We start from the raw sequence: 25,467 nt of genomic DNA, 5'->3' as shown, positions 1-25,467 counted from the left end.
CCATAGCGGCCGCTCGGCTCAGCCGGCCGAGCAGCCCAGTCGTGCCTGCGAGGCGCGCATCGCGTCGATCTCCGCCGTTTGGTTCGTCTTCATCGTCTCCGCGACCTGGAGTACCCGGGGGATGCTGCCGCGCTCGAGCACGGCATCGGCCATCGGGATGGCGCCTTCGTGGTGACGGATCATGAGCGTCAGGAACTGGCAGTCCAGCGCAGTGCCGGTCGCGCTGCGGAGCTCGGCCAGCTCTGCGTCGGTGGCCATCCCCATCGAGGCGCGGACCTCGGCCGGGTCGGCGCTCGCTGCCGTGCTGTGCGAGCCGTGACCGTCGGCGTCGCCCATCCAGCTCATGAGCGCGCCCTGCTGCGGCACGCCCCACTGCGTCAGCCACTCGAACATCATCCCGTTCTGAGCGGCCTGGCCCGTGGCGATGTCGTAGGAGAGGGCTTTGACCGTGTCGTCCCGGGTTCCCTGGTAGGCGATCATCGCCATCTCGACGGCCTGATCATGGTGTACCTGCATGTCGCGTGCGAATCCGATGTCGGCAGCGTTGGGGACGGCCGGACCGTTGTCGAAGAGCGAGAAGCGCCCGATCGCGAAGCCGACGGCGATCACCGCCAGCGCGGCCAGGCCGACGGCGATCCACCGGCCCGGCCGGCGCTGAGCGACTCCCGTCATCGGATCACTGACGGCCGGGCGCGTCGACGCCGCCGCTGCACGCGGCGAGGGGCTCGGGGGCGTTCTGGCTGCGCCAGTACTCCGTGAAGAATTCGGGGATGCGGGGGTCGTCCGCGGCGTCCAGCTTCAGCTGCGCGTTCCACGCGCTCAGCACGATGGGGGAGTCGAGGCCTTCGTACGGCGACAGCAGGGTGTACGTCTGCGGGAAGAAGCCTTTCAGGGTCGCGAGCTCGTCATCGCCCACCTTGGTCGGGTCGTACGTGACCCAGATCGCGCCGTGCTCCATCGAGTGCACGGCGTTCTCGTTCGGGACGGGCTCGGTGTAGATGCCGCAGTTGAGCCAGAACGGGTTGTGCTCGCCGCCCGCAGGCGGGGTCTGCGGGTACTCGACCGGACCCTCGACGTGATTCGTGGTGTTCGAGAAGGTCTCCACGCCGTCGATGACCGCGCCCGTGGAGTTCTGAGCCTGGTACGTGACCGGTTTCGGAGTGAAGACGATCGAGGCGACCACGAGCGCGACGACGACGACCGCTGCCCCCGAGCCGACGACCCACCACACGAGCTTGCTGCGCCGGCGCTTGGCCAGCTGGCGCTGGTACTCGGCGAGCTTCTCCTGACGGCGCTGTTCGCGCTCCTGCTTCTGCGAACTGGCGATCTTCGCCTGGGTCGCGGGATTGCCGCTCTGGCGCTTGTCGGGCGTCGGGGTCATGCGATGTACGTCCTCGGGTGGGTGCGGGCACGGAAGGGCGGAACACGGGCCATGCTGCCGGCCCGGGAGGATTCTATGCGAACGCATTTTGTGGGGGCTGGGAAGTCGTCCGGGCCGGTGTCGAACGAGCTCGGATAGAATCGACCTGCCGCTCGAATCGTTTCGACTGCGGCCCGCCGATCGGCGCCCTCCTCCTCTTGCGAACTGGTACCCCTTTGTCTGACGCCCCCGCTTTCGACCGCAACGAGACCACCGCCACCGGTTCGGTGCGCGTGCCGCGCCCGGCGACGGGCGCCATCCGCACGCTCGGCTCGAACCCGGCGACGGCCCCCATCGTGCTGCACCCCGGCGATGCCATGGCGACCTGGCGTCGCGTGCTCTACATCGTGCTGCTGGGCGCGCTCACCGCGCTCGGGCCGTTCACGATCGATCTGTACCTGCCGGCGTTCCCCATCCTCGAAGCGGACTTCGACACGACGGCGGCGATGATCCAGTTGACCCTGACGGGGACGACGATCGGATTCGCGCTGGGCCAGCTCGTCGTCGGACCCCTGAGCGACAAGCTGGGGCGCCGCATCCCCCTGCTGATCGTGACGGGCCTTCACATCGTGGCGAGTGCGGCCGCCGCCTTCGCGCCGGATCTTGTGAGCCTGGGCGTGACCCGCGTGCTCATGGGCGCGGGCGCCGCGGCCGGCGGTGTCGTCGCGGCCGCGATCGTGCGCGACCTGTTCGGCGGACGTCGGCTCGTGGTCATGCTCTCGCGGCTCGCCCTCGTCTCCGGCGTGGCACCGGTGCTGGCGCCGCTCGTCGGCTCCTGGCTCCTGCAGGTCATGCCCTGGCGCGGGATCTTCGTCGTCCTCGCCGTCTACGGCGTCGTCATGCTCGTGTCCGCGCTCATCTTCATCCCCGAGACCCTCCCGCGCGCTCGCCGTCAGGAGCGGGGCTCGACGACGATCTGGCAGCGCTACCGGAGCGTCTTCAGCGACCGCGTCTTCGTGGGCGTACTGATCATCGGCGGCATGACCTTCAGCGGGCTGTTCTCCTACCTGTCGGCGTCCTCGTTCCTCTTCCAGCAGAGTTACGGCTTCGACGCGCAGCAGTACGGCCTCCTGTTCGCCGCCAACTCGGTCGGCCTCGTGATCGGCGTGCAGACCGCATCCCGGCTCGCCGCCCGTTTCGGGCCGCAGTGGGTGCTGGCATTCTCGACAGCGGCTCTGGTACTGACCGGCGCCGCCATCATCGTCGGTGACCAGCTGCAGCTGGGAGTGTGGGGCACCGTCGTGCCGCTGTTCCTCTTCATGACGACGTGCGGATTCACCTTCCCGTGCGTGCAGGTGCTGGCACTCGACCGGCACGGCAACGCCGCGGGAACCGCGCAGTCCATCATCGGGGCCACGAACTTCGGCGTCGCCGGCATCATCTCCCCGCTGGTGGGCGGGCTGTCGCACGGGGCGCCCATCTCGCCCACGACCATGGCATCGGTGATGGTCGGATGCGGCGTGATCGCCGCGCTGTCGCTCTGGCTCATCGTGCGGCCGCGCACGGTCGCCCAGCTCGCGCCCTGAGACACCGTCGCGTTCCACCCCGCGGATCCCGGATGCGCGTGCCAGACTGACGCGATGAGCCAGCCCAGCGCCTCTGCCCGCCGCGGCATCCTGTGGTTCGGGGGAGGGCTCGTCGCGCTCGGGGTGGCGATCGGGGTGTGGATCGTGCTGAGCGGCGATGCGCCGTTCGCCATCGACACCGCCTGGAACGACCTGCTCGCCGCGGCCGCCTCGCCGTTTCTGACACAGCTCTCGCTGTTCCTCAATGTCGCCGGCGGAACGCTCGTCGGCTCGCTCGTCGTGCCTGTCGTCGGCGTGACGATCCTGATGCTGGCGCGGCGTCCCTGGTCGGCCGCGACGCTCGTGATCGCGATCGCGGCGAGCGCTCTGGTCGTGCAGATCCTGAAGAACGTGTTCGCACGGGGGCGTCCCGCCGACATGTCGGTGCTGAGCGACTTCGGTTCGTACCCCTCGGGCCACGTGGCGAACGCCGCCACGGTGGCGACCATGCTCGTCGTGCTGCTGCCGCGGGTGTGGACGATCATCGTCGCCGCCGCCTGGGTACTGCTCATGGCGTTCAGCCGCACTTACCTACACGCCCACTGGCTCACGGACGCCATCGGCGGCATCGCCGTCGGCGTGGGCGTCGCGCTGGTGTGCACCGCGCTTCTCGGGCGCCGCCTCGAACCCGAGCGCCGCTGAGGCGGCTTTCCCGCGGGCCCTGTCAAGAGCCGACCCCCGACACGGTGGACGGGCTTACCCTCGCAGCATGACGACGCTCTCCTCGCCCACCGGGCATGAGTCCGCCCTGCGCGCCCTGGACCGTGAGGACGGCACGACGCCGCTCGTGCTGGTGCTGGGCGCCACGGGGTACATCGGTGGGCGGCTCACCCCGCGCCTGCTGGCCGCCGGCTACCGGGTGCGTGTGCTGTCCCGTGACGCCGAGCGCGTGCGGGCCCTGTCGTGGGGAGGCGACGTGGAGATCGTCGAGGGCTCCGTTACCGACCCCGAAGCCATGGCTGCGGCCTGCGACGGGGTCGATGTCGTGTATTACCTCGTGCACTCGATGGGGCAGGGCAAGGGGTTCGAAGACACCGACCTGGCCGCCGCGCGTACGGTCGCGGATGCGGCGGCCGCCGCATCCGTCTCACGCCTCGTCTACCTGGGTGCGCTGCATCCCGAGGGCGTTCCGCTGTCGCCGCACCTCGCGAGCCGGGTCGAGGTCGGCGAGGTGTTCCTCGACAGTCCGGTTCCGACCGCCGTGCTCCAGGCGGGCATCGTCATCGGCTCGGGTTCCGCATCCTTCGAGATGATCCGCCACCTCACCGAGGTGCTGCCGTACATGCCGGCGCCGAAGTGGGTGCGCAACCGCGTGCAGCCGATCGCGGTGCGCGATGTCCTGTACTACCTGCTGGGAGCGGCCCGTCTTGCCCCCGACGTCGACCGCGCGTTCGACATCGGCGGTCCCGACGCCCCTCGCTACGGCCAGATGATGAACGGTTACGCCGTGGAGGCGGGCCTCCCGCAACGGCCCATCGCCCCGTTGCCCGTGCTGACGCCGGGACTCGCGTCGCACTGGGTCAATGTCGTCACGCCGGTGCCCCGCTCCATCGCGCGACCCCTCATCGCCTCGTTGCAGAACGAGTGCGTCATCAAGGACCGCTCGATCGACGAGGTCATCCCGCCGCCGGAGGGCGGTCTGACGTCGTACCGGCGCGCCGTGCAGCTCGCGCTGGGACGCGTGGATGCCGACGACATCGAGACGAGTTGGCAGGACGCCGAGGTCTCCGGGGTTCCCAGCGACCCGCTGCCGAGTGATCCCGAGTGGGCGGGGCGCACGGTCTACACCGATGCGCGCAGCGCCGTGACGACCGCATCGCCGGAAGATCTCTGGAGCGTGGTCGCGGGCATCGGAGGGGAGAACGGCTGGTACTCCACGCCGATCCTCTGGGCCGTGCGCGGGTGGATGGACCGCGCGGTGGGCGGGGTGGGCCTGCGCCGGGGCCGCCGCAGCCGCACCCGCGTCGCCGTCGGAGACGCGATCGACTTCTGGCGCGTCGAAGCGGTGGAGCCGGGACGGATGCTGCGGCTGCGCGCCGAGATGAAGGTGCCGGGCCTCGCGTGGCTCGAGTTGTCCGTGACGCCCGAGACGAATGGGTCGCGCTACGACCAGCGGGCGGTGTTCTTCCCCCGCGGGCTCAGCGGCCGGCTGTACTGGTTCGCCGTTCTGCCGTTCCACGGCTTCGTCTTCCGCGGCATGGCCGAGCACATCATCGCGGCCGCCGAAGCGCGCGAGCTCTGACGCGCGCCGTAGGCTGGCCGGTATGCGTCTGGCGGCTGTCATCACCGTGTCCGATCGGTCCGCTGCGGGCGAGCGAGAGGACGCATCCGGACCCGTCGCGGTCGAGCGACTGCGCGCCGCGGGGTGGGAGTGCCCGCCGGCTCGTGTCGTCGCCGACGGCGCCGACAGCGTCGAGAGCGCCCTGCGCGCTGCGCTCGCTGACGGAGCGCGACTCGTCGTCACCTCCGGCGGAACGGGTGTCTCTCCCCGGGATCAGACGCCCGAGGGGAGCGCGCGCGTCATCGAGCGGGAGCTGCCGGGCATCGCTGAGGAGCTGCGCCGTCGCGGTGGTGAAAGCAAGCCTGCGGCCCTGCTCACCCGTGGTCTGGCGGGAACGGCGCGAGGCGCGTTCATCGTCAATCTGCCGGGAAAGCCGGCAGCGGTCGCGGAGGGGATGCCGTTGATCATCGCCGTCGCCGATCACGTCGTCGACCAGCTCGCCGGAGGAGACCACTGATGCCCGTCGTCATCGCCCGCGTGAGCGCCGAGCCCCTCGATCTCGACGCGCACCTCGCCGCCGTGCACGACGCCGCATCCGGCGCGCTCACCACGTTCGTGGGCCGCGTCCGCGACAACGACCCGGATGCACGGACCGCGGTCGTGGCGCTCGAGTACTCGGCTCACCCGGATGCGGAGCAGTTCCTGCACCGGATCGCCGAGCAGGCCATCGGCGACACGGGCGCGCTCGTTGCCGTCAGTCACCGCATCGGCCGGCTGGAGGTCGGCGACGCCGCGGTGGTCATCGCCGTCGCATCCGGGCACCGCGATGCGGCCTTCACCGTGTGCCGCGAGGTGATCGAGCAGATCAAGCGCGAGTTGCCGGTCTGGAAGCGCCAGGTCGAGTCCGACGGGACGACCGCGTGGAAGGGCCTGGGCGGCTGACTCAGCCGCCCGCGAAGGGCGGCAGCACGTCGACCAGAGTGTCGGCGTGCAGGGGCGCATCGTCGTCGCGCCGCGCTCCGGCGACCAGCACGGCGCACCGTGGCAGGATGCCGCCGAGGCCCGGGCGCTCCTCGGCCAGGGCGCGTCGGAGCTCTCCGACCGTCGTCTCCGTCCGGTGCTCCTCGGCTCGCCCGGCGAGCTCTTCGGCGGCAGCGAAGTAGCGGACGTGTGCCATCACGCCTCGCGTTCGGCCACGAGATCGGTGATCTCGGCGATCGCGCGGCGCACGTCTTCCGGAGAGCCGCCGGCTCGTCCGGCCGCCAGCCCCGCCGCGAAAGTGCTCACGGGCGCCGCGGGGCGTGCGACTCCCCGCGCGACCACGCCTGCCAGATCCAGCACGGCCGAGATCGGCAGGTTCTCGGGCGTGAGGCCAAGACGGTCGGCGATCTGCGCCGCCCATTCGTCGAGAGCCTCCGGTGGAAGGTGCTCGCTCATCGGTCGTCCTCCTTCTCGGCGCGGGGCGCGACGGCTCCCGCATCCTGCAGATCCTGCCACGTGTCGATGTCGGCCACGACGTCGTCCGGTGCGCGCACGACCGCGATGGCAAGCTCGGCCATGATCTGGCGCACCGGTTGGTCTCTGCCTTCGTCGTCGAGCGATGCGGCTCCGCGTGCCAGGGCGGCGGTGCGGTAGAGCCCCGTCAGCCATTGCGGGCGTGAGGAGGCATCGCCGAGGCACACGCCGTCGGTGTCGGCGGGCCACAGCTCTCTATCCGCCATCAGGCGCGCGACGGCTTCCGCCGGACGGATGAGATCGACGGCGAGCACGAGCGTCCAGGCCGCATCCTCCGCGGCGGTGGACATCGCAGCATGCAGCGCAGCCGCGGGTCCGCTGAAGGCCGGGGCCTCCCGCACCCATCGCACCCGATCGGGGGCGGGGTCCATCGCGGGGCCGACGATGATGATGTCGGCGGCGCCCGCGGCACGGGCGGCGTGGACCGCGCGCTCCAGCAGGGTGGCGCCCTCCAGGCGCACGAGCGCCTTGGGGATCCCGTCGAGGCGTGCCGCGCGGCCACCGGTCAGGATGATCGCCTGCAGGTCGCTCATGCCTCGCCCGGACGGTGCCAGGTCCCGGACTTGCCGCCCTCCTTGCGCACGATCCGCACGTTCTCGATCGACGGGGACTTGTCGATCGCCTTGACCATGTCGATGACGGTCAGCGCCGCCACGGTCACCGCGGTGAGCGCTTCCATCTCCACGCCGGTGCGGTCGGCGGTGCGCACCGTCGCCTCGACCTCGACGCCCTCGTCCACGACGGCGAGGTCGACGACCGCCCCGTGGACCCCGATCACGTGCGCCAGCGGCAGCAGGTCGGGGGTGCGCTTTGCCGCCTGGATGCCGGCGATCCGTGCGACGGCGAGCACATCCCCCTTGGGGACCGAGCCGTCGCGCAACGCCGCGACGATGTCGACGGAGGCGCGGACGAAGCCCCGAGCCGTCGCCGAACGGACGGTGGGCTGCTTCGCTGTGACGTCGACCATGCGGGCGTGGCCCGCCGCATCCAGGTGGGTGAAGCTCATGAGATCAGCATGACATCGACGAGATCGCCCTCGCGGACCTCCACGACCTCCGCGGGCACAACGGCGTAGGCCTCGGCGCGCGCGAGGCCGCCGGCGAGGTGGGAGCCCGAGCCGCCGGCGGTGGCAGGTCCCACGCGCCAGGCTGCGGCATCGGAGCGGTCGATCGCCGCGGGCAGGTACTGGCGGCGGCCGGGCGGCGTGCGCCATCCGGCGGCCGCGGGAAGGCGGATGGTATCGCGGTGCAGCTCGGTGCGACCGAGCAGCTGCAGCAGCGCCGGGCGCACGAACACCTCGAAGGAGACGGCTGAGGAGACGGGGTTGCCGGGCAGGGCGAAGAGGAGGGGGCCCGCAGCGAGGCGCCCGAAGCCTTGCGGCTTGCCCGGCTGCATGGCGACCTTGGGGAAGGCGATGTCGCCGCTGAGCGCGTTCTTGACGACCTCGTACGCCCCTGCGCTGACGCCGCCGGAGGTGATCACGACGTCCGCGCCGGCGACGTCCGCATCGCGAAGGACCTCGAGCAGCGACGTGTCCGTGTCGTCGACGCTCGCACGCAGCACCACCTCGGCGCCCGCGGCCGCCGCGAGGCCGGCCAACAGGATGCTGTTCGACTCGGGGATCTGTCCGCGTCGCAGGGGGAGCCCCGGAGCGACGAGCTCGTCGCCGGTGGAGACGACCGCGACGCGCGGGATCCGCGTCACCTCGACCTCGCCGACACCCGCCGCCGCGATCGCCGCGATCTGGAGCGGGCCGAGCAGAACGCCGGCTCCGATCACGACATCGCCGGCGGAGAGGTCGGCAGCGCGTCGACGCACGTGTGCGCCGGATGCGGACGGGGCGACGAGCACGGCGATGTCGCCGAGCGAATCGTCGAGCCCGCCGGCGGTGTGCTCGAACGGCACGATCGTGTCGGCAGCGGTGGGCACGGGGGAGCCCGTCATGATGCGTGCGGCCTCACCGGGCCGCAGGTCGGGGTCGAGGGCGGTCCCGGCGGGCAGGTCGGCGATGACGCGCAACCGACTCGGCTCGGCATCCGTGGCCGTTCGGACGTCGGCGAAGCGCACCGCGAAACCGTCCATCGCGGAGTTCTCGAAGACGGGGATGTCGACACCGGCGTGCACCGGCGCGGCGGTCGTGCGGCCCGCCGCGGCGGACAGCGCGACCCGCTCAGCGGGCAGGGTCGCCGCCTCGGCGAGCACGATGGCGAGTTGTTCCTCCACGGTACGGATGCTCATGCGCGGCCTCTGCTCCACGCATCCATACCACCGGCGAGCACCACGACGTCGGCTCCCGCCGCAGCGAGGGCGCGTGCGGCGCGGCGCGCCCGCATCCCGGCCTTGCATACCACCGCATAGGGGCCGACGCCGAGCGCGGCAGGATTCTCGAGGACGGCGGCCAGCGGCACCAGCTGCGCGCCGGGAACTGTACCCAGGTCCGTCTCCTCGGGCTCGCGCACGTCGAGCACGGCGACCCCGGCGGCGCGGCGCGCATCGAACTCCGCGATGTCGATCTCTGCGATCTCGGGGAGTGGCTTGGGCGCCGGCGCCGGGCTTTGCCCGCTCGGGAGCAGCGGGACCTCGCGGACGCGGGCGGTGAGGGCGTCGATGAGCAGGATGCGGCCCAGCAGCGGCTCGCCGATACCCGTGATGAGCTTGACGGCCTCGATCGCGAGCGCTCCGCCGACCTGCACGCACAGGGCCCCGAGGACGCCGACCTGAGAGCAGGACGGTACCTCGCCCACCGTCTCGGGCGGGTACAGATCGGACAGTACGACGGCGGCGACGCCCTTCGGTGGTGCCGACCAGAACACGGTCACCTGGCCCGCGAACTCCTGCACGGTTCCCCACACGAGAGGGATGCCGCGGCGCTCGCAGGCCGCGGCGACCGCCGCGCGGGTGGCGAAGGTGTCGCTGCCGTCGATGACCAGGTGCGCGTCGGCGAGCAGCCGATCCGCGTTCGCCTCGTCGATGCGCGCACGGATGCCGGTGACCACGGTGGCCGAGCCCAGGTCGTCGGCGGCGCGGCGGGCGCTGTCGATCTTCGGCGCGCCGACATCCCCGACACGGTGCAGCACCTGACGCTGCAGATTCGTCAACTCGACCTCGTCGTCGTCGATGACGATCAGCTCACCCACGCCAGCGGCGGCCAGTGCGAGCACGACGGGCGACCCGAGTCCGCCGACGCCGATGACGGCGACACGGCCGGCAGCCAGACGGCGTTGACCGAGTTCACCGAATCCGGCCAGGACAGCATGGCGTGCGGTGCGGGCGCGCTCGAACTCCGACAGCGCGGCAACCGGCTCGACGAGCGCGGGCAGGGGCATGACCCCAGGGTAGTCGCGGCCGGCGGGCATGGGATCGGCCGGGGTCAGGGGCGACGCCGCATCCTCAGGACTCGACGGTCACCTTCGCGATGGCGTCGTCGGGGTCGAAGTGAACGGCGGGCCAGTATCCGTCCGGGAAGTGCTGACCGCACGTGTCGGTGAAGTGAACCGTGACGGCGCCGTCGGGGAAGACCACGATCTGCTCGGCCTTGAGGTCGTCGGCCGCCTCGTCGAGCTCGGCCTGCGTCGGGTCCTCGGAACCGAACTCGACGACCACCGCATCGGTGGCTGCCCGCTCCCACAGCGCGCGACGGGACAGGAACGCCTCGAGGGGGTTCAGAAGCGTCGTGGCCATCGTCGCGTCGCCGGTCTCGAGCGCGAGGTGAGGATCGCCGGCGACCGAGAACCGTTCGAAGACCCTGACCTCGCCGTCGATCGACGTCACCGAATCGCGGGGCGCGGATGCGGCGGAATCGGCGCTGATACACCGCGAATGCGGATATCGTGAGAGGCATGCGCTCCTTCAAGGTGTCCCACGCCGCGCGGCTACTCGGTGTCAGCGACGACACCGTCCGGCGGTGGATCGACCAGGGCATCCTGCCGACGACCGATGCCACCCCCGTGGAAGTCCCCGGCGACGCGCTCGCCGCGCGAGCGAGCGAGCTCGCTGCCGCATCCGAGGACCCGAGCGACGTTCTCTCGAGTGCGCGCAACCGCTTCGTGGGCCTCGTCACGCGGGTCCAGATCGACGGGGTGATGGCGCAGGTCGACATCCAGGCCGGGCCGCACCGGGTCGTCTCGCTCATGACGGCGGAGTCGGCCCGGGACCTCGCTCTCGAGCCCGGATCCCTCGCCGTCGCCGTCGTCAAGGCCACTACCGTCATCGTCGAGACCCCGAAGGACTGACATGCCCGCTCGCCGCCTCTCCCTGATCGGCCTGGTCGTCGCCGGTTGCCTGCTGCTCGCCGGCTGCGCCGGGACGGCCGAGCCGACGCCGGCACCGAGCGCGTCCGGAGCCGCGGAGCTGACCGGAACACTCACGATCTCGGCCGCCGCATCTCTGAGTGCCGCATTCGACGAGATCGCCCAGGGCTTCGAGGCGGAGCACCCCGGCGTGCAGATCCCGCCGATCTCGTACGACGGATCGTCGACCCTCGCGACGCAGATCATCGGCGGCGCGCCCGTCGACGTGTTCGCGTCGGCGGACGAGAACAACATGAACAAGGTGGTGGATGCGGGCCTGGCCGGGGATCCGCAGGTCTTCGCCACGAACACACTCGTCATCGCGGTGCCCCGGGGAAACCCCGCCGGCATCGCGTCGCTCGGCGACCTCGCCAAGCCCGGCGCGACCGTCGTCCTGTGTGCGCCGGAGGTGCCGTGCGGCGCCGCATCCCAGAAGCTGCTGAGCGCGGCCGGCGTGACCGTCACCCCGGTCAGCCAGGAGCAGAACGTGACCGCGGTGCTGACGAAGGTGGCGGCGGGCGAGGCCGACGCGGGCCTGGTCTACGCGACCGACGTCAAGGGCCGCGACGATGTGGACTCGCTCACGCCCGACGGCGCGGGAGCCGTCGTCAACCGGTACCCGATCGCCGTGTTGAAGGACGCGCCCGACGCGGCGGTCGCCGCCGCGTTCGTCGCGTACGTCCGTGGCGAGCGGGGGCAGGCGGTCCTGGCCGCACACGGCTTCGGCGCACCGTGAGCGGTGCCCCGCGCGGCCACCTGCCGCGCTCCCTCGCCCTCCCTGCGGCGGTCGGACTCGCGTTCCTGCTGCTGCCTCTGCTCGCGCTCATCGCCCGTGTCGATTGGTCCACCTTCCTCTCCGACGTCACCTCGCCGGCCGCGCTCAGCGCGCTCACGCTGTCGCTCGGCACAGGGGTCATCGCCACGACCGTCTGCGTCGTCGTCGGTGTGCCGCTCGCGCTGCTCATCGCGCGTGCGGCTCCCCGCACCGCCGCGGTGCTGCGCGCGCTCGTGACCGTGCCCCTCGTGCTTCCGCCGATGGTCGGCGGTGTCGCGCTGCTGTACCTGTTCGGACGAAACGGGGTGCTCGGCGACGCCCTCGGCGGGATCGGGGTGCGCGTGCCGTTCACGACGACAGCCGTCGTCATGGCGCAGGTCTTCGTGGCACTGCCGTTCCTCGTGCTCGCCGTCGAGGGGTCGCTGCGTGCCATCGGCACGGGCTACGAGCGTGCCGCCGCATCCCTCGGCGCCGGCCGGTGGGCGGTGCTGCGCCGCGTCACCCTCCCGCTGGCCGCCCCCGGACTCGTCGCCGGCGTCGTGCTCTGCTTCGCCCGGGCGATCGGCGAGTTCGGCGCCACCGCGCTGTTCGCCGGCAACGCGCCGGGCGTGACCCAGACCATGCCGCTCGCGATCTACACCGCGTTCAACGGGGCAGGAGTGTCACAGAGCGCCGCCGTCGCGCTGTCGCTGCTGCTGCTGGCGACCGCGGTGCTGGTTCTGCTGCTCGTGCGGGCGTGGCGGCCGGGGGCTGTGCGATGACCGCGGTGCACGCCCGCATCCACGTCTCGCGGCCGGGATTCGGCCTGGACGTCCCCCTCTCGGTGGCGTCCGGCCAGACGGTGGCGATCATGGGCCCGAGCGGCGCCGGCAAGTCCACGCTGCTGGACGCGCTGGCCGGTCTCGTGCCGCTGAGTGGGGGACGGATCATGCTCGACGAGGACGAGGTCTCGACCCCGCGATTCCAACTCGCGCCCGCCCGCCGCGGGACCGTGCTGCTCGGGCAGGACCCCCACCTCTTCCCGCACCTGAGCGCGCGCGAGAACGTCGCGTTCGGGCCCCGCGCCGCCGGGGTGTCGGCCCGCGCGGCGCGGGCGCTGGCGGAGGAGTGGCTGGTGCGGGTGGGGCTCCCGGGCGCGGGCCAACGGCGACCCGCGGACCTGTCCGGAGGACAGCAGCAGCGCGTCGCCATCGCGCGTGCGCTCGCCGCATCCCCCCGGCTCGTGCTGCTCGACGAGCCGCTGACCTCGCTCGATCCGGTGACGGCGGACGGCATCCGAGCGCTGCTGGCCGAGCACCTCGCGGGACGCACGTGTGTGCTGGTGACGCACGACGCGGTGGATGCGGTCGCCTTTGCGGATCGGGTCGCGGTCATCGAGGCGGGCAGACTCACGCAGGAGGGTGCGGTGCGTGACGTGCTCGGCGCGCCGGCGACGGCATTCGTCGCCTCGCTGGCCGGACTCAACCGCATCGTGGGCGCCGCGGACGCCGGCGGAGTGAGGGTCGACGGGGTGCTGATCGAGGGGCGCGGTGACGTGGGTGACGCGGCGCAGGGCGCGGCGGTGTTCCGCCCCGCAGACGTGCGGATCGTGGGCGACGGCACACCCGGATCGTGGGCGACCCGGGTGGTGAGGGTCGAACCCACGATCGCGGGCGCGCGCGTGCACACCGCGATCGGCGGGATAGCCGTTGACGTCTCGCTCGATGAGCTCGCGGCGCGCGGCCTGCGTGCGGGGGTGGAGGTCACGCTGTCTGTGGCCTCCGAGCGCGTCCGTATCCTGCCGGAGGTACGCTCGGCGCATGGGAGTCATCCGTCCGTTCCGTCCGGGTGACGAAGACGCACTGGCGGCGGTCTGTCTCGCGACGGCGGCGGCCGGTTCCGACGGTGCGGGCATCTTGACCGACGACGGTCTCTGGGCCGACCTGTACCTGTCGCCCTACCTCGATCGTCATCCCGACCTCGCCTTCGTCGCCGAGGACGCCGAGGGGCGGCCGGCGGGATACATCGTCGCGACCGACGACACGATCGCCTTCGACGCCTGGTTCGCGGAGCACTGGTGGCCGGATCACCGCGCCCGCTACGCGCACACCGACGCGAACGCCAGGCAGTGGGCGATCGTCGCCGAAGCGGATGCGCGCATGGAGAGCAGCGCCCTGCGGGCCACCCACCCCGCGCACCTGCACATCGATCTGCTCCCCGCGCTGCAGGGACAGGGCACGGGGCGGCGCCTGGTCGACACCCTCGTCGAGGCGCTGCGCGAGCGGGGTGTGCGCGGCCTGCACCTCGGCGCGGACGCCCGCAACGCGGGAGCACTGGCCTTCTACGACCGCCTGGGATTCGCGCGCGCCACGTCACCCGAGGGCGCTCAGCTGTTCACGCTCGAGATCTAGACCTCAGGCGGATGCCGCCAACCGGCCGTTCTCGAGACGCACCTCCCGGTCCACCAGCCCGTCCGGGGGCGCGACGTGCGAGATCAGCACGACGGCGCGGTCGGCCTCCACGGCGCCCAGCAGGTCGCGCAGCAGCCGATCGGAGGCCGCGGGATCCACGCCCGCCGTCGGCTCGTCGAGCACGAGCACCGGGAACCGCGCGAGCAGCGCCCGTGCGAGCGCGATCCGCTGCGCCTGCCCGCCGGACACGAGGACGCCGCGCTCGCCGAGGTCGGCATCGAGGCCGCCCCGCTCGCGTGCCCAGCCGGTGAGACCGACGCGCCCCAGCACGTCCCACAGCTCCGCATCCTCGGCACTGTCGCGGGCGAAGAGCAGGTTCTGTCGGAGCGTCTCGTCGAAGAGGTACGGCGACTGCTCGCAAAGACCGATCGTCCGGCGCAGATCATCGCCGGAGACTTCTCGCACCTCGCGGCCACCGATGCGGTAAGAGCCCTCGTAGTCGAGGAAGCGGACGAGAACGTGCGCGAGGGTCGTCTTGCCCGCGCCGCTCGGGCCGGTCACGAGCACGCGTTCGCCGGGGCGTACGTCCAGATCGATCTCCGCCAGCCGGCCGGCATCGTCGACGGATGCGGCTGCGGCGTCGTCCGGGAACGTCTGCGCGCCCAGGCGGTCGGGCCAACGCGCCGAGACGCCCGACAGACGCAGTCCGTCGCCGAGGGGCGGGGCGTCTCCCGTGGCCAACGGTTCGTCCCGGGGGAGCCCGGCGGGCACCTCGTCGGGCACCGTCTCCGCCACGCGCTGCGCGGCCGTGCGCACCTGGCGCCACGCCGCGAGGGCCAGCGGGACCGTTCCGAAGACCTCGAACACCGCCATCGGCAGGAGGACGACCACGGCCAGGGCCGGTCCGTCGAAGCCGCCCTGCCCGAGCAGGGCGGCGGAGGCGAGCAGAGTGGCGAGCGAGGCGATCCCGGCGACGAGTGACACGGCGCCGGAGGTGAGCCCCTGCGCGCCCGCGCGGCGCACGGTGGCCCGGCGCAGCTGCTCGTCGGCGTGACGGATGCGGGTGCGGGCCGCATCCGTGGCCTCGAACGCCGTGAGCACGTCGAGGGCCGTCAGTTGGTCGAGGAGCGCGTCGGAGAGGTGGGAGCGCAACGGCGCGATGCGGTTCTCGGCCCGTGCGCCGGCGCGCCAGCCCACCCACGCGGCCAGTGCGAAGGCCGCTGCGAGGCATACGGCCAGCACGGCGGCGGCGATCGGCTGCAGGAAGGCCGTGAACACGACGCTCGCGATGGCGGCGAGGGTCGCCGTCGCGAGGGGCATGACGACACGCAGAGGCAGATTCTGCAACTCGTCGACGTCGTCGACGAGGCGGGACAGCAGCGCCCCGCGCCGGGTCGTCCCCAGCCCGTCGGGGGCGAGCGGCACGATGCGGCGCACGAGGCCGGCGCGCACGGTGGCGAGGCGTCCGAGCGCGGCATCGTGCCCGCTCAGCCGCTCGAGGTAGCGGAAGACACCGCGTCCGAGCGCGAAGGCGCGGACGGCCACCACCACCGCGGTGATGTACATGACGGCGGGCTGCTCGGCGGAACGCGTGATGAGCCACGCGCTGGCCGCGAGCAGGGCGATCGCGCTGACGGCGGTTCCCGTGCCGGCCGCGAGCGCCCACCAGAAGCTGCGCAGCGGCGGCTGCGCCGACCGCAGGACGTCGGAGGTTCTCACGCCGCGCCCCCTTCCCCGGACGCATCCAGCGCGGAATCGAGAGCGGCGGCGGACGACACGACGATGACGCGGTCGGCGATCGTCCGTGCCGTCGGCCGGTGAGAGACCAGAAGCACGGCGGCGCCCTCGGTATCGGCCGCGCGACGCACGGTCTGCCACAGAGCGGCCTCGGTCTGAGCGTCGAGGGCGCTCGTCGGCTCGTCCAGTGCCAGGACGGGCGTCCCGCGGTGCCGCATCCGGTACAGGGCGCGTGCCACCGCGACGCGTTGCGCCTGACCGCCCGACAGTCCCGCCCCGGCGACGCCGAGCGTCGTTGCGCCGTCGACGTCCGCGACCGCGTCGGTGAGACATCGCGCCACGAGAGCCTCATCGGGATGTTCGTCGCCGAGCGCGACGTTCTCCGCCACGGTGCCGGTCACCAGTCCCGGCCGCTGACCCGCCCACGCCAGGATGCCGCGGGCGGCCGCATCCGTCGCCGGGGTGCCCGCGACCTCGATACGCCCCGTGTAGTCGGCGAAGCCGAGGAGGGCGGCGAGGATGCTCGACTTGCCCGCGCCGCTGGGGCCCTCGAGCAGCACCACCTCTCCGGCCGACAGTTCCAAGTCGATCGGGCCGATCTCGCGATCCCCGCGCGGCACGCGCAGATCGTCCAGGCGAAGCAGGGGTCCTGCTGTCGCCGGCGGGGTCGCGGCGGGGGCGACGGACGCTGCCGGCGAGAGCGCGCGGGCGTCGTCCAGAGTCTGGAAGATCTCGTCGGTCGCGGCGACGCCCTCGGCCGCGGCGTGGAACTGCACACCCACTTGCCGCAACGGCAGGTACGCCTCCGGCGCGAGCAGGAGCACGAACAGCCCCACCAGCAGCGGCATCTGTCCGCCCAGCAGCCGGAAGCCGATCTCGACCGCGATGATCGCGACGGAGATGGACGCCAGGAACTCGAGCGCGAAGCCGGACAGGAACGAGACGCGCAGCACTGCCATCGTCTCGCGCTTGTAGTCGGCGGTGACGGTCTCGATGCTGCGCGCGGCGCGGTGCTGGCGTCCGAAGACCTTGAGCGTGCCGAGGCCCGCCACCGTGTCCGCGAAGCGGGACGCCAGATGCTGCAGGGTTCCGTACTGCCGGCGCTGCACGGTCTGTGTGGCCAGACCGATCAGCACCATGAACAGCGGGATGAGGGGCATCGTGAGCACGACGATGAGGCCCGAGAGAGGATCCGATACGAGGATCGTCACGATCAACACGGGCATCGTGATCGCGGTGGCGACCAGCTGCGGCAGGTAGCGGCCGAAATAGGCGTCGAGCGCCTCGAGACCGTGGCCCGCCGTGACCGCGAGCGCCGCGCTGTTGCGGCGGGACAGCCACGCGGGGCCCAGTCGGTCGACGGCGGACACCAGGGCCGCACGAAGCTGGAGCGACGCCCGCGCTGCGCCCACCGCCGACGTGCGCTCGGATGCGGCGATCAGCAGCCCTCGCAGGAGCGCGAGCCCCGCAGCACCACCGAGGGCCGGAAGGAGGGTCTCGACGGGCTCGCCGGCGATCGCGCCGACCAACGCCGTCGTCAGGAGCCAGGCGAAGCCGATGATCACGCCGGTCTGCGCGAGCACGATCGCGGCGGTGATCAGCAGGAAGTGGCGCGACGCGGAGCTGTATCGCAGCAGCCGCGGATCGATCGGGCGATTGCTGCCCGACGCGCGGGTGGCGGCGTCCGTACTCACTCTTCGATCCTGCCTCATGTGCCGGCGGACCGGCCGATGCCCGGGAGCATCCGCCGGTCCGACGGGGGTGTGCCCTCATCCGCTCCGAAGGGGAGGAGCGGATGCGAGCAGTCAGTGGACGACCGCTGCGGCCTTCTCGATCCGCGAGCGCATCACGCGCTTGCGGAAGACCCAGTACGTCCAGCCCTGGTAGAGCAGCACGAGCGGCAGGAAGACCACCGCGGCCCAGGTCATGATCGTGAGGGTGTAGTCGGTGCTCGAGGCGTTCTCGATCGTGAGGGTGCCCGCGGGATCCGTCGAGGACGGCATGACGTTCGGGAAGAGCGCGAGCCACAGCGTCAGCACGGCGAACGCCACGGTGCCCGCGCCGAAGGCGAATGCCCACCCCTCGCGGTCGGTCGCATTGGCCAGCACGGATGCGATCAGCAGCACGGCTGCGAGAACGGCGCAGACGATCACGAGCGGCAGCGCGGGAGCCTGGGCGCCCATCGCGTTCATGACGGTCCAGCCGAGGAACGCGGCGGCGACGACGACGGTCAGCAGTCCCGAGGTGCGGGCGAGCTTGCGGGCGTCGGTGCGCACCTGGCCGTCGGTCTTGAGTGCGACGAAGTACACGCCGTGCGTGAAGAAGAGCAGCAGCGTGGTGAGACCGCCGAGCAGGCCGTACGGGTTCAGGAGCGTCAGCAGCGAACCCGTGAACTCGTGGTGTGCGTCCAGAGGCACGCCCTGCACGATGTTCGCGACCGCCACCCCCCACAGCAGCGCAGGAAGCGCGGAGCCGACGACGATCATCGTGTCGAAGCCCTTCTTCCACCGCAGCGAGTCGCGCTGATGGCGGTACTCGAAGGAGACGCCGCGGGCGATGAGAGCGAGCAGGATGAGCAGCAGCGGCAGGTAGAACCCGCTGAACAGCGTCGCGTACCACTCCGGGAAGGCCGCGAACAGGCACGCGCCGGCGACGATGACCCACGTCTCATTGAGGTCCCAGACGGGGCCGATCGTGTTGATGATCTGCCGGCGGCCGATGTCGTCCTTGCCGAGGAACGGCAGCGACATCCCGACTCCGAAGTCGAAGCCGTCGAGCACGAAGTATCCGACGAACAGCACGCCGACGATGAAGAACCAGACGTATGCGAGATCCATGGCGAGCTCCTCAGTAGACCGTGGTCATGCGGTGGGCATCGTCGTCGGCGCTCTGGCCGTCCCCGGGTTCGGGGATCGGCTCGGGCCCCTTTCTCGCGGCCTTCAGGATGAGGCCGAACTCCACGACGGCCAGAGCCGCGTAGGTGAGGGTGAAGGCGATCAGTGAGATCAGCACGTTCCATCCCGGAACACTGGGCGAGACACCGTCCTGGGTCAGCATGAGACCGAACACGATCCAGGGTTGACGCCCCATCTCGGTGAACAGCCAGCCGACGAGGCTGCCGAACATGGGCAGCGGTGCAGACCAGATCGCCACGCGCCACGCCCACTGCGGGACAGCGCGCTTCGCCTTCTTGCGGGTGAGCCACAGGCCGACCACGGAGATCAACGCTGCGATGCCGCCGAAGCCGATCATCCAGCGGAAGGACCAGTAGGTGATCCAGATGGTGGGCGCGAAGGGCAGGTCGCCGCCCAGCTGGTCGGCGAACACGGGCCAGTTCTGGGTGTACTCGGCGTTCAGGTTGTTGATGCCCTCCACGCAGCCGTCGAGCGTGTGGGTGGACAGGAACGAGAGCAGATAGGGCACACGCAGCGACCAGATCTCACTCGTGCCGTCGGGGGTGCCGAGCGAGAAGATCGAGAACGAGGCATCCGCTCCGCACGCCGTGTTGTACAGCGCCTCCGCGGCCGCCATCTTCATCGGCTGGGTGGCGACCATCTGAAGGCCCAGCAGGTCGCCGGAGATGGCGGTGCCGGCGAAGGAGATGATGACCGTCCACATCCCGAAGCGCAGGGCGGGACGCATCGACTCGAAGTGCTTCCCGCGGGCCAGATGCCAGGCGGCGACGGCGACCACGACAGCGGCGGCGAACATGATGGCCGCGAACATCGTGTGCGGGAAGGTCGCGAGCACGACGCGGTTGGTGAGCACCGCGAAGAAGTCGGTCATCTCGGCGCGGGTGCCGTCGGGCGACATGGTGTAGCCGACGGGGTTCTGCATGAAGGAGTTCGCGGCCAGGATGAAGTACGCCGACAGCGTCGCGCCGATCCAGGCGCACCAGATCGTGGCCAGGTGCACACGCTTCGACAGGCGATCCCAGCCGAAGATCCACAACCCGATGAAGGTCGCCTCGAAGAAGAAGGCGAGCAGGCCCTCGAAGGCGAGGGGAGCGCCGAACACGTCGCCGACGAAGCGCGAGTACGCCGACCAGTTCATGCCGAACTGGAACTCCTGCACGATGCCGGTCACCACGCCCATGGCGAAGTTGATCAGGAAGATCTTGCCGAACAGGCGGGTGAGCTGGAGCCATTTGGTCTCGCCCGTGCGCACCCACCAGGTCTGGAAGATCGCGACGATCAGGCCCATGCCCAGCGTCAGCGGGACGAACAGGTAGTGGTACAGCGTGGTCAGACCGAATTGCCAGCGCGCGAGCGCGAGCGGATCAAGAAAATCCATGAGCGTCCCCTTCAGAGCCCTCGCCTCGACTCCGGGCCGCGGGACCGGCCGGATGAGAGGTTGCGGCACAGTGTCGCAGTTCGAAATGAGATGGCCGCAGGGGGCGGCCGTGAATAATGGCGAGGAAATTGCGCCCCGATGCGCGCCGGGGGTCCGAGCGCGGCACGTACCCTCGTGTCATGGGCGATCGAACGGCGGAGGTGAGCGGATGACGGCGATTCCGCTCCAGCTGCGCCGGACGCCGCCCGTGGATGCGGGGCGGCAACGACAGGGAGATCCGCTCGTCGACGCGTTCGGCCGGGTGCATCGGGACCTTCGCATCTCGCTGACCGACCGCTGCTCGCTGCGCTGCACGTACTGCATGCCCGAGCAGGGCAACGAGTGGCTCGCGCGCAACAGCATTCTGACGACCGACGAGATCGAACGCGTCGCCCGCGTCGCCGCCGCCGACGGGATCAGCACCTTCCGGCTGACCGGCGGTGAACCTCTGCTGCGCCGCGACATCGTGGACGTGGTGGCGCGCCTGGCGCGCATCGAATCCCCCGAGGGGCCGGTCGCGATCGCGATGACCACCAACGGGATCCGACTGCCCGAGCTTCTGCCCGACCTCGTTGCGGCGGGACTCAGCCGGTTGAACATCTCCATCGACACGCTGCGGCGCGATCGATTCGCCGAGCTCACGCGCCGCGACCGGCTCGAAGAGGTACGCGAGGCGATCGCCGCAGCCGCCGCATCCGGGCTCCGTCCGCTCAAGCTCAACGCCGTCGCGATGCGCGGGGTCAACGACGACGAACTGGTCAACCTGGTCGAGTTCGCCGTCGCGCATGACGCGCAGATGCGTTTCATCGAGCAGATGCCGCTGGATGCGGGCCACACCTGGGACCGATCGCAGATGGTCACCCGCGAGGAGATCCTCGAAGCGCTCGGCCGCCGGTGGGAGCTGACCCCCGTGCCGGGCCGCGGCGGCGCGCCCGCCGAACGCTGGACGCTCGATGCCGGACCGCACACCGTGGGTGTCATCGCGTCGGTCACGGCGCCGTTCTGCGGTGACTGCGACCGGATGCGGCTGACCGCCGACGGACAGCTGCGCAACTGCCTGTTCTCCACGAGTGAGTACGACCTCGTGCCGCTGCTGCGCGGGGGCGCGTCCGACGCTCAGGTCGACGCGATGCTGCGTTCGTGTATCGCGGGCAAGCTCGCTGGGCACGCCATCGATGACCCCTCGTTCCTGCAGCCGTCGCGGGGAATGAACGCGATCGGCGGCTGAGGGCCGCTCGTTCATGCCGGTAGCGTCACCCGTTGCGCGAGCATCAGCTTGACGACGCAGTTGCGCGGATCGCACGAGGCGGCCATCTTGTCCACGCGCAGCGGGCCTCCGGCCTCGGCGAGAACACCGTCCATGAGCCCCAGGTGCACATCGCACAGAGTCTCGCGGTGGTCGGGATCCGCGCCCGCATTGGGGCAGGGGGAGATGTCGACGGTGAGCTCGGCCTCGTCGACGATCGGCTCGAAGCCGGCATCGCCGAGGTCTTCGACGAGAGCGTCGATCTGGTGCACGGCATCGGGAGTGAGCCCGGTGTCCGACACGTTCGTCCACGGCATGATGCGGCGCATGAGGTCGCCGCGCTGCGCCGCCTCGCGCACCTTGCGCTGTGAGATAACGCTGATGCCCTGACGGTCCGAGGTGGTGCTGTACAGCACGCGCGGGCGTCCGCGGGTGGTGCGGTGCTCGGTCTCGGCCACGATGTAGCCGCCGTCGAGCAGGCGCTGCAGGTGCTCGCGCACCGTGTTCGGGTGCAGCTCGGTCGCCTCGCACAGCTCGGCGACCGTGCGCTGTCCGCGCTTCTGCAGAACGTGGAGGATCTGGACGCGCGAGTAGCTGGAGATCGCGCTGTAGCCGGGGCGGGTCATGTCTTCATTGTTCATGTTTTCGGATGAAATTGAAAGGTCAGACCACAACATTTCCGAGGTTCTACAGTCGGGGTCGCGCATTCGTGCGGTGAGCCTTGTGGGTTATCCACGGCTCCTGCGGGAGAGCACCACAACCGGTCCCACGGCAAGCGGCGACCTGCGCTGCGCGGGGGTGAGAGCATGTGTGCATGCCCGCATCCCGCACCGCCGTCATCTACAACCCGAGCAAGACCAAGCGCGAGGATCTCGCGCGCGCGTGGGCCGGTGTCAGCGCGGAAGCAGAGCCCGAGTGGTTCGAGACGACTCCCGAGGATCCGGGGCAGGGGCCGGCGCGCGCGGCGATCGAAGCCGGGTGCGATCTGGTGATCGCCGCGGGCGGCGACGGCACCGTGCGGGCGGTGGCGGAGGGGCTCGCCGGAACGGACGTCGCGCTCGGCATCGTGCCCCGTGGCACCGGCAACCTGCTGGCGCGCAACCTGGGCGTGCCGCTGCTGAGTCTCCCGGCCGCCATGCGCCGGGCATTGACATCGGAGTCGCGCTCGATGGACATCGGCTGGGTCGACCTCACCCGGGAGAGCGGCACCGAGCGCCACGCCTTCGTCGTGATGGTCGGCTTCGGTCTGGACGCGCAGATGCTCGCCGAGACAGACGACGATCTGAAGTCGAAGGCGGGATGGCTCGCCTACGTGGCGGCGATGGGGCGCGCCCTGTCGTCATCGAGCGTGATCGATGTGCGCCTCGCGCTCGATGGCGAGCCGGCGCAGAGCGTCGAGGCGCACACGCTGCTCGTCGGCAACTGCGGTGCCATCCAGGGCGGGGTCACTCTCTTCCCCGACGCGCAGCTGGATGACGGGCTGCTCGATGTGCTCGTGATGAGCGCGGCCGGCGTCGGCGACTGGCTCGAGACGCTGCGCACCGCGATGTGGGACAACGGCATCCTTCGCCTGTTCGATCGCGAGCGCTCGGCGACGAGCACGGAATCCGCGCGCCACGCACAGGCGCAGCGGCTGAGCGTCGAGCTGTCCGAGCCGTGCGCCTTCGAGATCGACGGCGAAGAGGTCGGCGAGGTGACCGGTTTCGCGGTCAGTGTCGAGGTCGGAGCGTTGCGCGTTCGCTGAGCGGGTTCAGGCGATCTGCTCGCCGCACATGCCGCACACGCCGTTGGCGTTCGCCTCGAGGAAGCACGTGGGACACACGGCGCGCACGCGCTCGGGCACAACGGGCTTCGGCGCGGCCCGGCGGGCGGGCGCATCCTGACGAGTCGCGCTGCGCTTCGCGCGTACCGCGGGCGCTGCGGGCGCAGGTGCGCGGGGCGGCTCGGGGCGGTGCTCAGCGCAGTAGAAGCGCACGAATCCGTCGTGGTTGTTGGGGTGGCGATGCTTGACGGCCCACAGTTCCGTGCGTTCACGCATGGGTGCGTCGGCGGGGCAGGATGCGCAGCGACCCGGTTCGCCCGGCGCGATGTCGGCGACCAGCAGCGGGGTCTCGAAGGGGATGTTCTGCCGCCAGTCCGATGACGATGCGATCCTCACGGGGTCCTTCCTGGCGGGCGCGCTTCGGGTGCGCGGATCCTGCCTCTACAACGGTAGATCACCTGGCGGGGGCCGGGCGCCCCGTCCCCCGCCAGCACGATCAGTTCGGGACCTCTTCGCGGGACGCCGGTGCGCGCGTCACGTGCAGTTCACTGATCCGGCGTCGATCGATCGCGCTCACGCGGATCATCGCGTCGTCGACGTCGACGACATCGCCCACGCGGGCGAGGCGCCCGAGCCTCTCGACCACGTAGCCGGCAACGGTATCGGCGCTGCCGCGGGGGATGGTGATACCGGTGGCCTCTTCGAAGTCCTGCAGGTTGAGCCGGCCGTCGACCGTGCCGCCCTCGGCGCTGAGAACCTCGGCGACCGCGTCGGTGTCGTACTCGTCGAAGATCTCGCCGACGACTTCCTCCACCAGGTCCTCGAGCGTGACGATGCCGTCCGTGCCGCCGTATTCGTCCACGACGACCGCGATGTGGTGCCCCTGCGCCCGCATCCCCGTGAGGGTCGGCAGGACACGCGCGGAAGAGGGGAGATACGGGATGTCGCGAGCGAGGGAGACGAGCTCGCCGCGGTCGGATGCGGACGCGGCGTCGAAGATGTCGCGCACGTGAACGAACCCGACGATGTCGTCGATCGAGGTGTCGATGACGGGATATCGCGAGTGCGGCAGGTCCTTCACCCGCGCGGCGGCGTTGTCGATCGACTCGTGGGCGTCGAGCGCGACGACCTCGGGGCGGGGTCGCATGACTTCGCTGATCTGGCGGTCGCGCAGCGAGAGCACGTCGTCGAGGATGCGGCGCTCGTCCTCCGGCAGGCCCTCATGACTCGAGACGATGTCGCGCAGTTCCTCATCGGTGAGCTCATCGGCGGTCTTGTCCGGGTCGCCGCCGAGCAGCCGCACGAGAGCGTTCGTCGACACCGACAGCAGCCAGATGACGGGACGCATGAACCGCGCGAATCCGCCGAGGACCGGGGCGACGGCGTAGGCGAACTGCGCGTTGCGCTGGATCGCGAGACGCTTGGGCACGAGTTCACCGAGCACGAGCGAGAGGTAGGCGATCACCAGGGTGAGCACCATCGTCGCAACGGTCGCCGCGGCGGACTCGGCGAGTCCGAGCGACACGAACAGCGGCGTCACCGACGGGGCGATCGACGAGGCGCCGTACGCGGCCGAGGCGAATCCGGCCACCGTCACGCCGATCTGGACGGCGGAGAGGAAGGTGTTGGGATTCCGGGCGAGTTCGGCGACCTTACGACCACGCTTGCCCCGCGCCGCGAGGGCATTGACCTGACTGTCGCGCAGGGTGACCAGGGCCATCTCCGTGGCGGCGAACACGCCGCCGATCAGGACGAAGACGATGACGAGCGCGATATTGAGAAGGAGGTCGCCGTTCAACGGCCGACCTCCTCGATGTGCAGGCAGACGCCCGGGGTCACCCGGGCGCGCGGACTATGACTGTCGGAGGAATCGCCAGAGTGCGTCATCGCACCAGCGTACGAGGACGGGTCGGTGTGATGCTCGGTGTTCGCCGAGAGAGGGCGGCACGGGCGAGCTTGACAGGCCGTGCGTTCGCGCTAACATCGAGCACAAGTCACTGGTACCGCTAACACGCGATGTCGCGTATCCGCACCCCGCTCGACGCTCCCGCATCACTTGCGCGCGTTGTGGCGTGCACCGGTGACGACTTGACCACGTCGAACAACGAGTGAGTGACCCATCGTCGGGTCACAGCAAAGGTGCACGATGCTCGCTGCGCACGCCGGCCCACGGCCCGACGTCGCGACCGCACGCGGCGACATCGTCCCTTTCGCC

Annotated in this window: 28 protein-coding genes; 12 read left to right on the top strand and 16 right to left on the bottom strand. The window is 71.0% G+C overall.

Annotated elements, in window-relative coordinates; translation table 11 throughout:
* Positions 1–18: 18 nt before the first annotated feature.
* Positions 19–672 carry a DUF305 domain-containing protein gene (locus tag SK224_RS00865; protein WP_320432966.1) on the bottom strand — a complete coding sequence of 218 codons (654 nt, stop codon included), beginning with the start codon at positions 670–672 and terminating at the stop codon, positions 19–21.
* Between the two features lie 4 nt (positions 673–676).
* Entirely contained in the window at positions 677–1,381 is a 705-nt protein-coding gene (locus SK224_RS00860; RefSeq protein WP_320432965.1) for a DUF3105 domain-containing protein, read from the bottom strand.
* Positions 1,382–1,596: 215 nt separating this feature from the next.
* On the opposite strand from SK224_RS00860, the gene SK224_RS00855 reads away from it, so the two are divergent.
* The 5 genes from SK224_RS00855 (at position 1,597) to SK224_RS00835 (ending at position 6,148) form a co-directional block, all read left to right on the top strand.
* Positions 1,597–2,946 carry a multidrug effflux MFS transporter gene (locus SK224_RS00855; protein WP_320432964.1) on the top strand — a complete coding sequence of 450 codons (1,350 nt, stop codon included), beginning with the start codon at positions 1,597–1,599 and terminating at the stop codon, positions 2,944–2,946.
* Positions 2,947–3,000: 54 nt separating this feature from the next.
* A complete protein-coding gene (locus SK224_RS00850; RefSeq protein WP_320432963.1) occupies positions 3,001–3,627 on the top strand; it encodes a phosphatase PAP2 family protein in 627 nt (208 codons plus the stop codon).
* Positions 3,628–3,694: 67 nt separating this feature from the next.
* Positions 3,695–5,227 (top strand): SDR family oxidoreductase, encoded by a 1,533-nt coding sequence (locus SK224_RS00845; protein WP_320432962.1) that lies wholly within the window; start codon positions 3,695–3,697, stop codon positions 5,225–5,227.
* A 22-nt stretch (positions 5,228–5,249) separates the two neighbouring features.
* A complete protein-coding gene (locus tag SK224_RS00840; RefSeq protein WP_320432961.1) occupies positions 5,250–5,723 on the top strand; it encodes a MogA/MoaB family molybdenum cofactor biosynthesis protein in 474 nt (157 codons plus the stop codon).
* The gene (locus SK224_RS00835; RefSeq protein ID WP_320433775.1) at positions 5,720–6,148 is read left to right on the top strand and encodes a molybdenum cofactor biosynthesis protein MoaE; all 429 of its coding nucleotides are present in this window, start codon (positions 5,720–5,722) and stop codon (positions 6,146–6,148) included. Before SK224_RS00840 ends, SK224_RS00835 begins: the two co-directional genes overlap by 4 nt.
* 1 nt (position 6,149) lies before the next feature.
* Here the strand turns inward: SK224_RS00835 and SK224_RS00830 are convergent, their stop codons facing one another.
* From SK224_RS00830 to SK224_RS00800, 7 genes are all read right to left on the bottom strand, one after another.
* Positions 6,150–6,383, bottom strand: coding sequence for a MoaD/ThiS family protein (locus SK224_RS00830; RefSeq protein WP_320432960.1), 234 nt, complete (start codon positions 6,381–6,383; stop codon positions 6,150–6,152).
* The gene (locus SK224_RS00825; RefSeq protein WP_320432959.1) at positions 6,383–6,643 is read right to left on the bottom strand and encodes a DUF6457 domain-containing protein; all 261 of its coding nucleotides are present in this window, start codon (positions 6,641–6,643) and stop codon (positions 6,383–6,385) included. Before SK224_RS00825 ends, SK224_RS00830 begins: the two co-directional genes overlap by 1 nt.
* A complete protein-coding gene (locus SK224_RS00820; protein WP_320432958.1) occupies positions 6,640–7,254 on the bottom strand; it encodes a molybdenum cofactor guanylyltransferase in 615 nt (204 codons plus the stop codon). Before SK224_RS00820 ends, SK224_RS00825 begins: the two co-directional genes overlap by 4 nt.
* Complete coding sequence (moaC, locus tag SK224_RS00815; RefSeq protein WP_320432957.1) at positions 7,251–7,727, bottom strand: cyclic pyranopterin monophosphate synthase MoaC; 477 nt, start codon at positions 7,725–7,727, stop codon at positions 7,251–7,253. The genes SK224_RS00820 and moaC overlap by 4 nt, the downstream gene beginning before the upstream one ends.
* Positions 7,724–8,959, bottom strand: a complete 1,236-nt coding sequence (gene glp / locus SK224_RS00810; RefSeq protein WP_320432956.1) for a gephyrin-like molybdotransferase Glp — start codon at positions 8,957–8,959, stop codon at positions 7,724–7,726. The genes moaC and glp overlap by 4 nt, the downstream gene beginning before the upstream one ends.
* A complete protein-coding gene (locus SK224_RS00805) occupies positions 8,956–10,047 on the bottom strand; it encodes a ThiF family adenylyltransferase (protein WP_320432955.1) in 1,092 nt (363 codons plus the stop codon). The genes glp and SK224_RS00805 overlap by 4 nt, the downstream gene beginning before the upstream one ends.
* A 64-nt stretch (positions 10,048–10,111) precedes the next feature.
* Positions 10,112–10,492, bottom strand: a complete 381-nt coding sequence (locus tag SK224_RS00800; protein ID WP_320432954.1) for a hypothetical protein — start codon at positions 10,490–10,492, stop codon at positions 10,112–10,114.
* 68 nt (positions 10,493–10,560) lie between these two features.
* Between SK224_RS00800 and SK224_RS00795 the strand changes: the two genes are divergently transcribed.
* The 5 genes from SK224_RS00795 to SK224_RS00775 are packed head-to-tail and all read left to right on the top strand — an operon-like array spanning position 10,561 to position 14,175.
* Positions 10,561–10,953, top strand: coding sequence for a TOBE domain-containing protein (locus SK224_RS00795; protein WP_320432953.1), 393 nt, complete (start codon positions 10,561–10,563; stop codon positions 10,951–10,953).
* A 1-nt stretch (position 10,954) separates the two neighbouring features.
* Positions 10,955–11,746 carry a molybdate ABC transporter substrate-binding protein gene (modA, locus tag SK224_RS00790; RefSeq protein WP_320432952.1) on the top strand — a complete coding sequence of 264 codons (792 nt, stop codon included), beginning with the start codon at positions 10,955–10,957 and terminating at the stop codon, positions 11,744–11,746.
* Positions 11,743–12,546, top strand: a complete 804-nt coding sequence (locus tag SK224_RS00785; RefSeq protein ID WP_320432951.1) for an ABC transporter permease — start codon at positions 11,743–11,745, stop codon at positions 12,544–12,546. Before modA ends, SK224_RS00785 begins: the two co-directional genes overlap by 4 nt.
* Positions 12,543–13,616 carry an ABC transporter ATP-binding protein gene (locus SK224_RS00780; protein ID WP_320432950.1) on the top strand — a complete coding sequence of 358 codons (1,074 nt, stop codon included), beginning with the start codon at positions 12,543–12,545 and terminating at the stop codon, positions 13,614–13,616. The genes SK224_RS00785 and SK224_RS00780 overlap by 4 nt, the downstream gene beginning before the upstream one ends.
* Entirely contained in the window at positions 13,585–14,175 is a 591-nt protein-coding gene (locus SK224_RS00775) for a GNAT family N-acetyltransferase (protein ID WP_320432949.1), read from the top strand. The genes SK224_RS00780 and SK224_RS00775 overlap by 32 nt, the downstream gene beginning before the upstream one ends.
* Before the next feature lie 3 nt (positions 14,176–14,178).
* Here SK224_RS00775 and cydC read toward each other — a convergent pair whose 3' ends face one another.
* The 4 genes from cydC to SK224_RS00755 form a co-directional block, all read right to left on the bottom strand.
* The gene (gene cydC, locus SK224_RS00770) at positions 14,179–15,894 is read right to left on the bottom strand and encodes a thiol reductant ABC exporter subunit CydC (protein ID WP_320432948.1); all 1,716 of its coding nucleotides are present in this window, start codon (positions 15,892–15,894) and stop codon (positions 14,179–14,181) included.
* The gene (gene cydD, locus SK224_RS00765) at positions 15,891–17,606 is read right to left on the bottom strand and encodes a thiol reductant ABC exporter subunit CydD (RefSeq protein ID WP_320432947.1); all 1,716 of its coding nucleotides are present in this window, start codon (positions 17,604–17,606) and stop codon (positions 15,891–15,893) included. Before cydD ends, cydC begins: the two co-directional genes overlap by 4 nt.
* Before the next feature lie 111 nt (positions 17,607–17,717).
* On the bottom strand, positions 17,718–18,749 hold the full coding sequence (gene cydB, locus SK224_RS00760; RefSeq protein ID WP_320432946.1) for a cytochrome d ubiquinol oxidase subunit II: 1,032 nt from the start codon (positions 18,747–18,749) through the stop codon (positions 17,718–17,720).
* A 10-nt stretch (positions 18,750–18,759) separates the two neighbouring features.
* Positions 18,760–20,205 (bottom strand): cytochrome ubiquinol oxidase subunit I, encoded by a 1,446-nt coding sequence (locus SK224_RS00755; RefSeq protein ID WP_320432945.1) that lies wholly within the window; start codon positions 20,203–20,205, stop codon positions 18,760–18,762.
* 208 nt (positions 20,206–20,413) lie between these two features.
* Here SK224_RS00755 and moaA point away from each other — a divergent pair, with 208 nt between their 5' ends.
* Positions 20,414–21,472: a GTP 3',8-cyclase MoaA gene (gene moaA, locus SK224_RS00750; protein WP_320432944.1), complete on the top strand. Its 1,059-nt coding sequence runs from the start codon at positions 20,414–20,416 to the stop codon at positions 21,470–21,472.
* Positions 21,473–21,483: 11 nt separating this feature from the next.
* Here moaA and SK224_RS00745 read toward each other — a convergent pair whose 3' ends face one another.
* The gene (locus tag SK224_RS00745; protein ID WP_137417775.1) at positions 21,484–22,116 is read right to left on the bottom strand and encodes a helix-turn-helix transcriptional regulator; all 633 of its coding nucleotides are present in this window, start codon (positions 22,114–22,116) and stop codon (positions 21,484–21,486) included.
* A 188-nt stretch (positions 22,117–22,304) separates the two neighbouring features.
* Here SK224_RS00745 and SK224_RS00740 point away from each other — a divergent pair, with 188 nt between their 5' ends.
* Positions 22,305–23,234: a diacylglycerol kinase family lipid kinase gene (locus tag SK224_RS00740; protein ID WP_320432943.1), complete on the top strand. Its 930-nt coding sequence runs from the start codon at positions 22,305–22,307 to the stop codon at positions 23,232–23,234.
* A gap of 6 nt (positions 23,235–23,240) precedes the next feature.
* Here SK224_RS00740 and SK224_RS00735 read toward each other — a convergent pair whose 3' ends face one another.
* On the bottom strand, positions 23,241–23,648 hold the full coding sequence (locus SK224_RS00735; RefSeq protein ID WP_320432942.1) for a glucose-6-phosphate dehydrogenase: 408 nt from the start codon (positions 23,646–23,648) through the stop codon (positions 23,241–23,243).
* Between the two features lie 100 nt (positions 23,649–23,748).
* Positions 23,749–25,050 carry a hemolysin family protein gene (locus tag SK224_RS00730; protein ID WP_320432941.1) on the bottom strand — a complete coding sequence of 434 codons (1,302 nt, stop codon included), beginning with the start codon at positions 25,048–25,050 and terminating at the stop codon, positions 23,749–23,751.
* Positions 25,051–25,467: the final 417 nt, after the last annotated feature.

The organism is Microbacterium sp. BG28, assembly GCF_034044005.1.
In the GTDB taxonomy this organism is placed as follows: domain Bacteria; phylum Actinomycetota; class Actinomycetes; order Actinomycetales; family Microbacteriaceae; genus Microbacterium.
The sequence above is the reverse complement of the archived record's forward strand: the minus strand, read 5'-3'. Positions and strand labels throughout refer to the sequence as shown.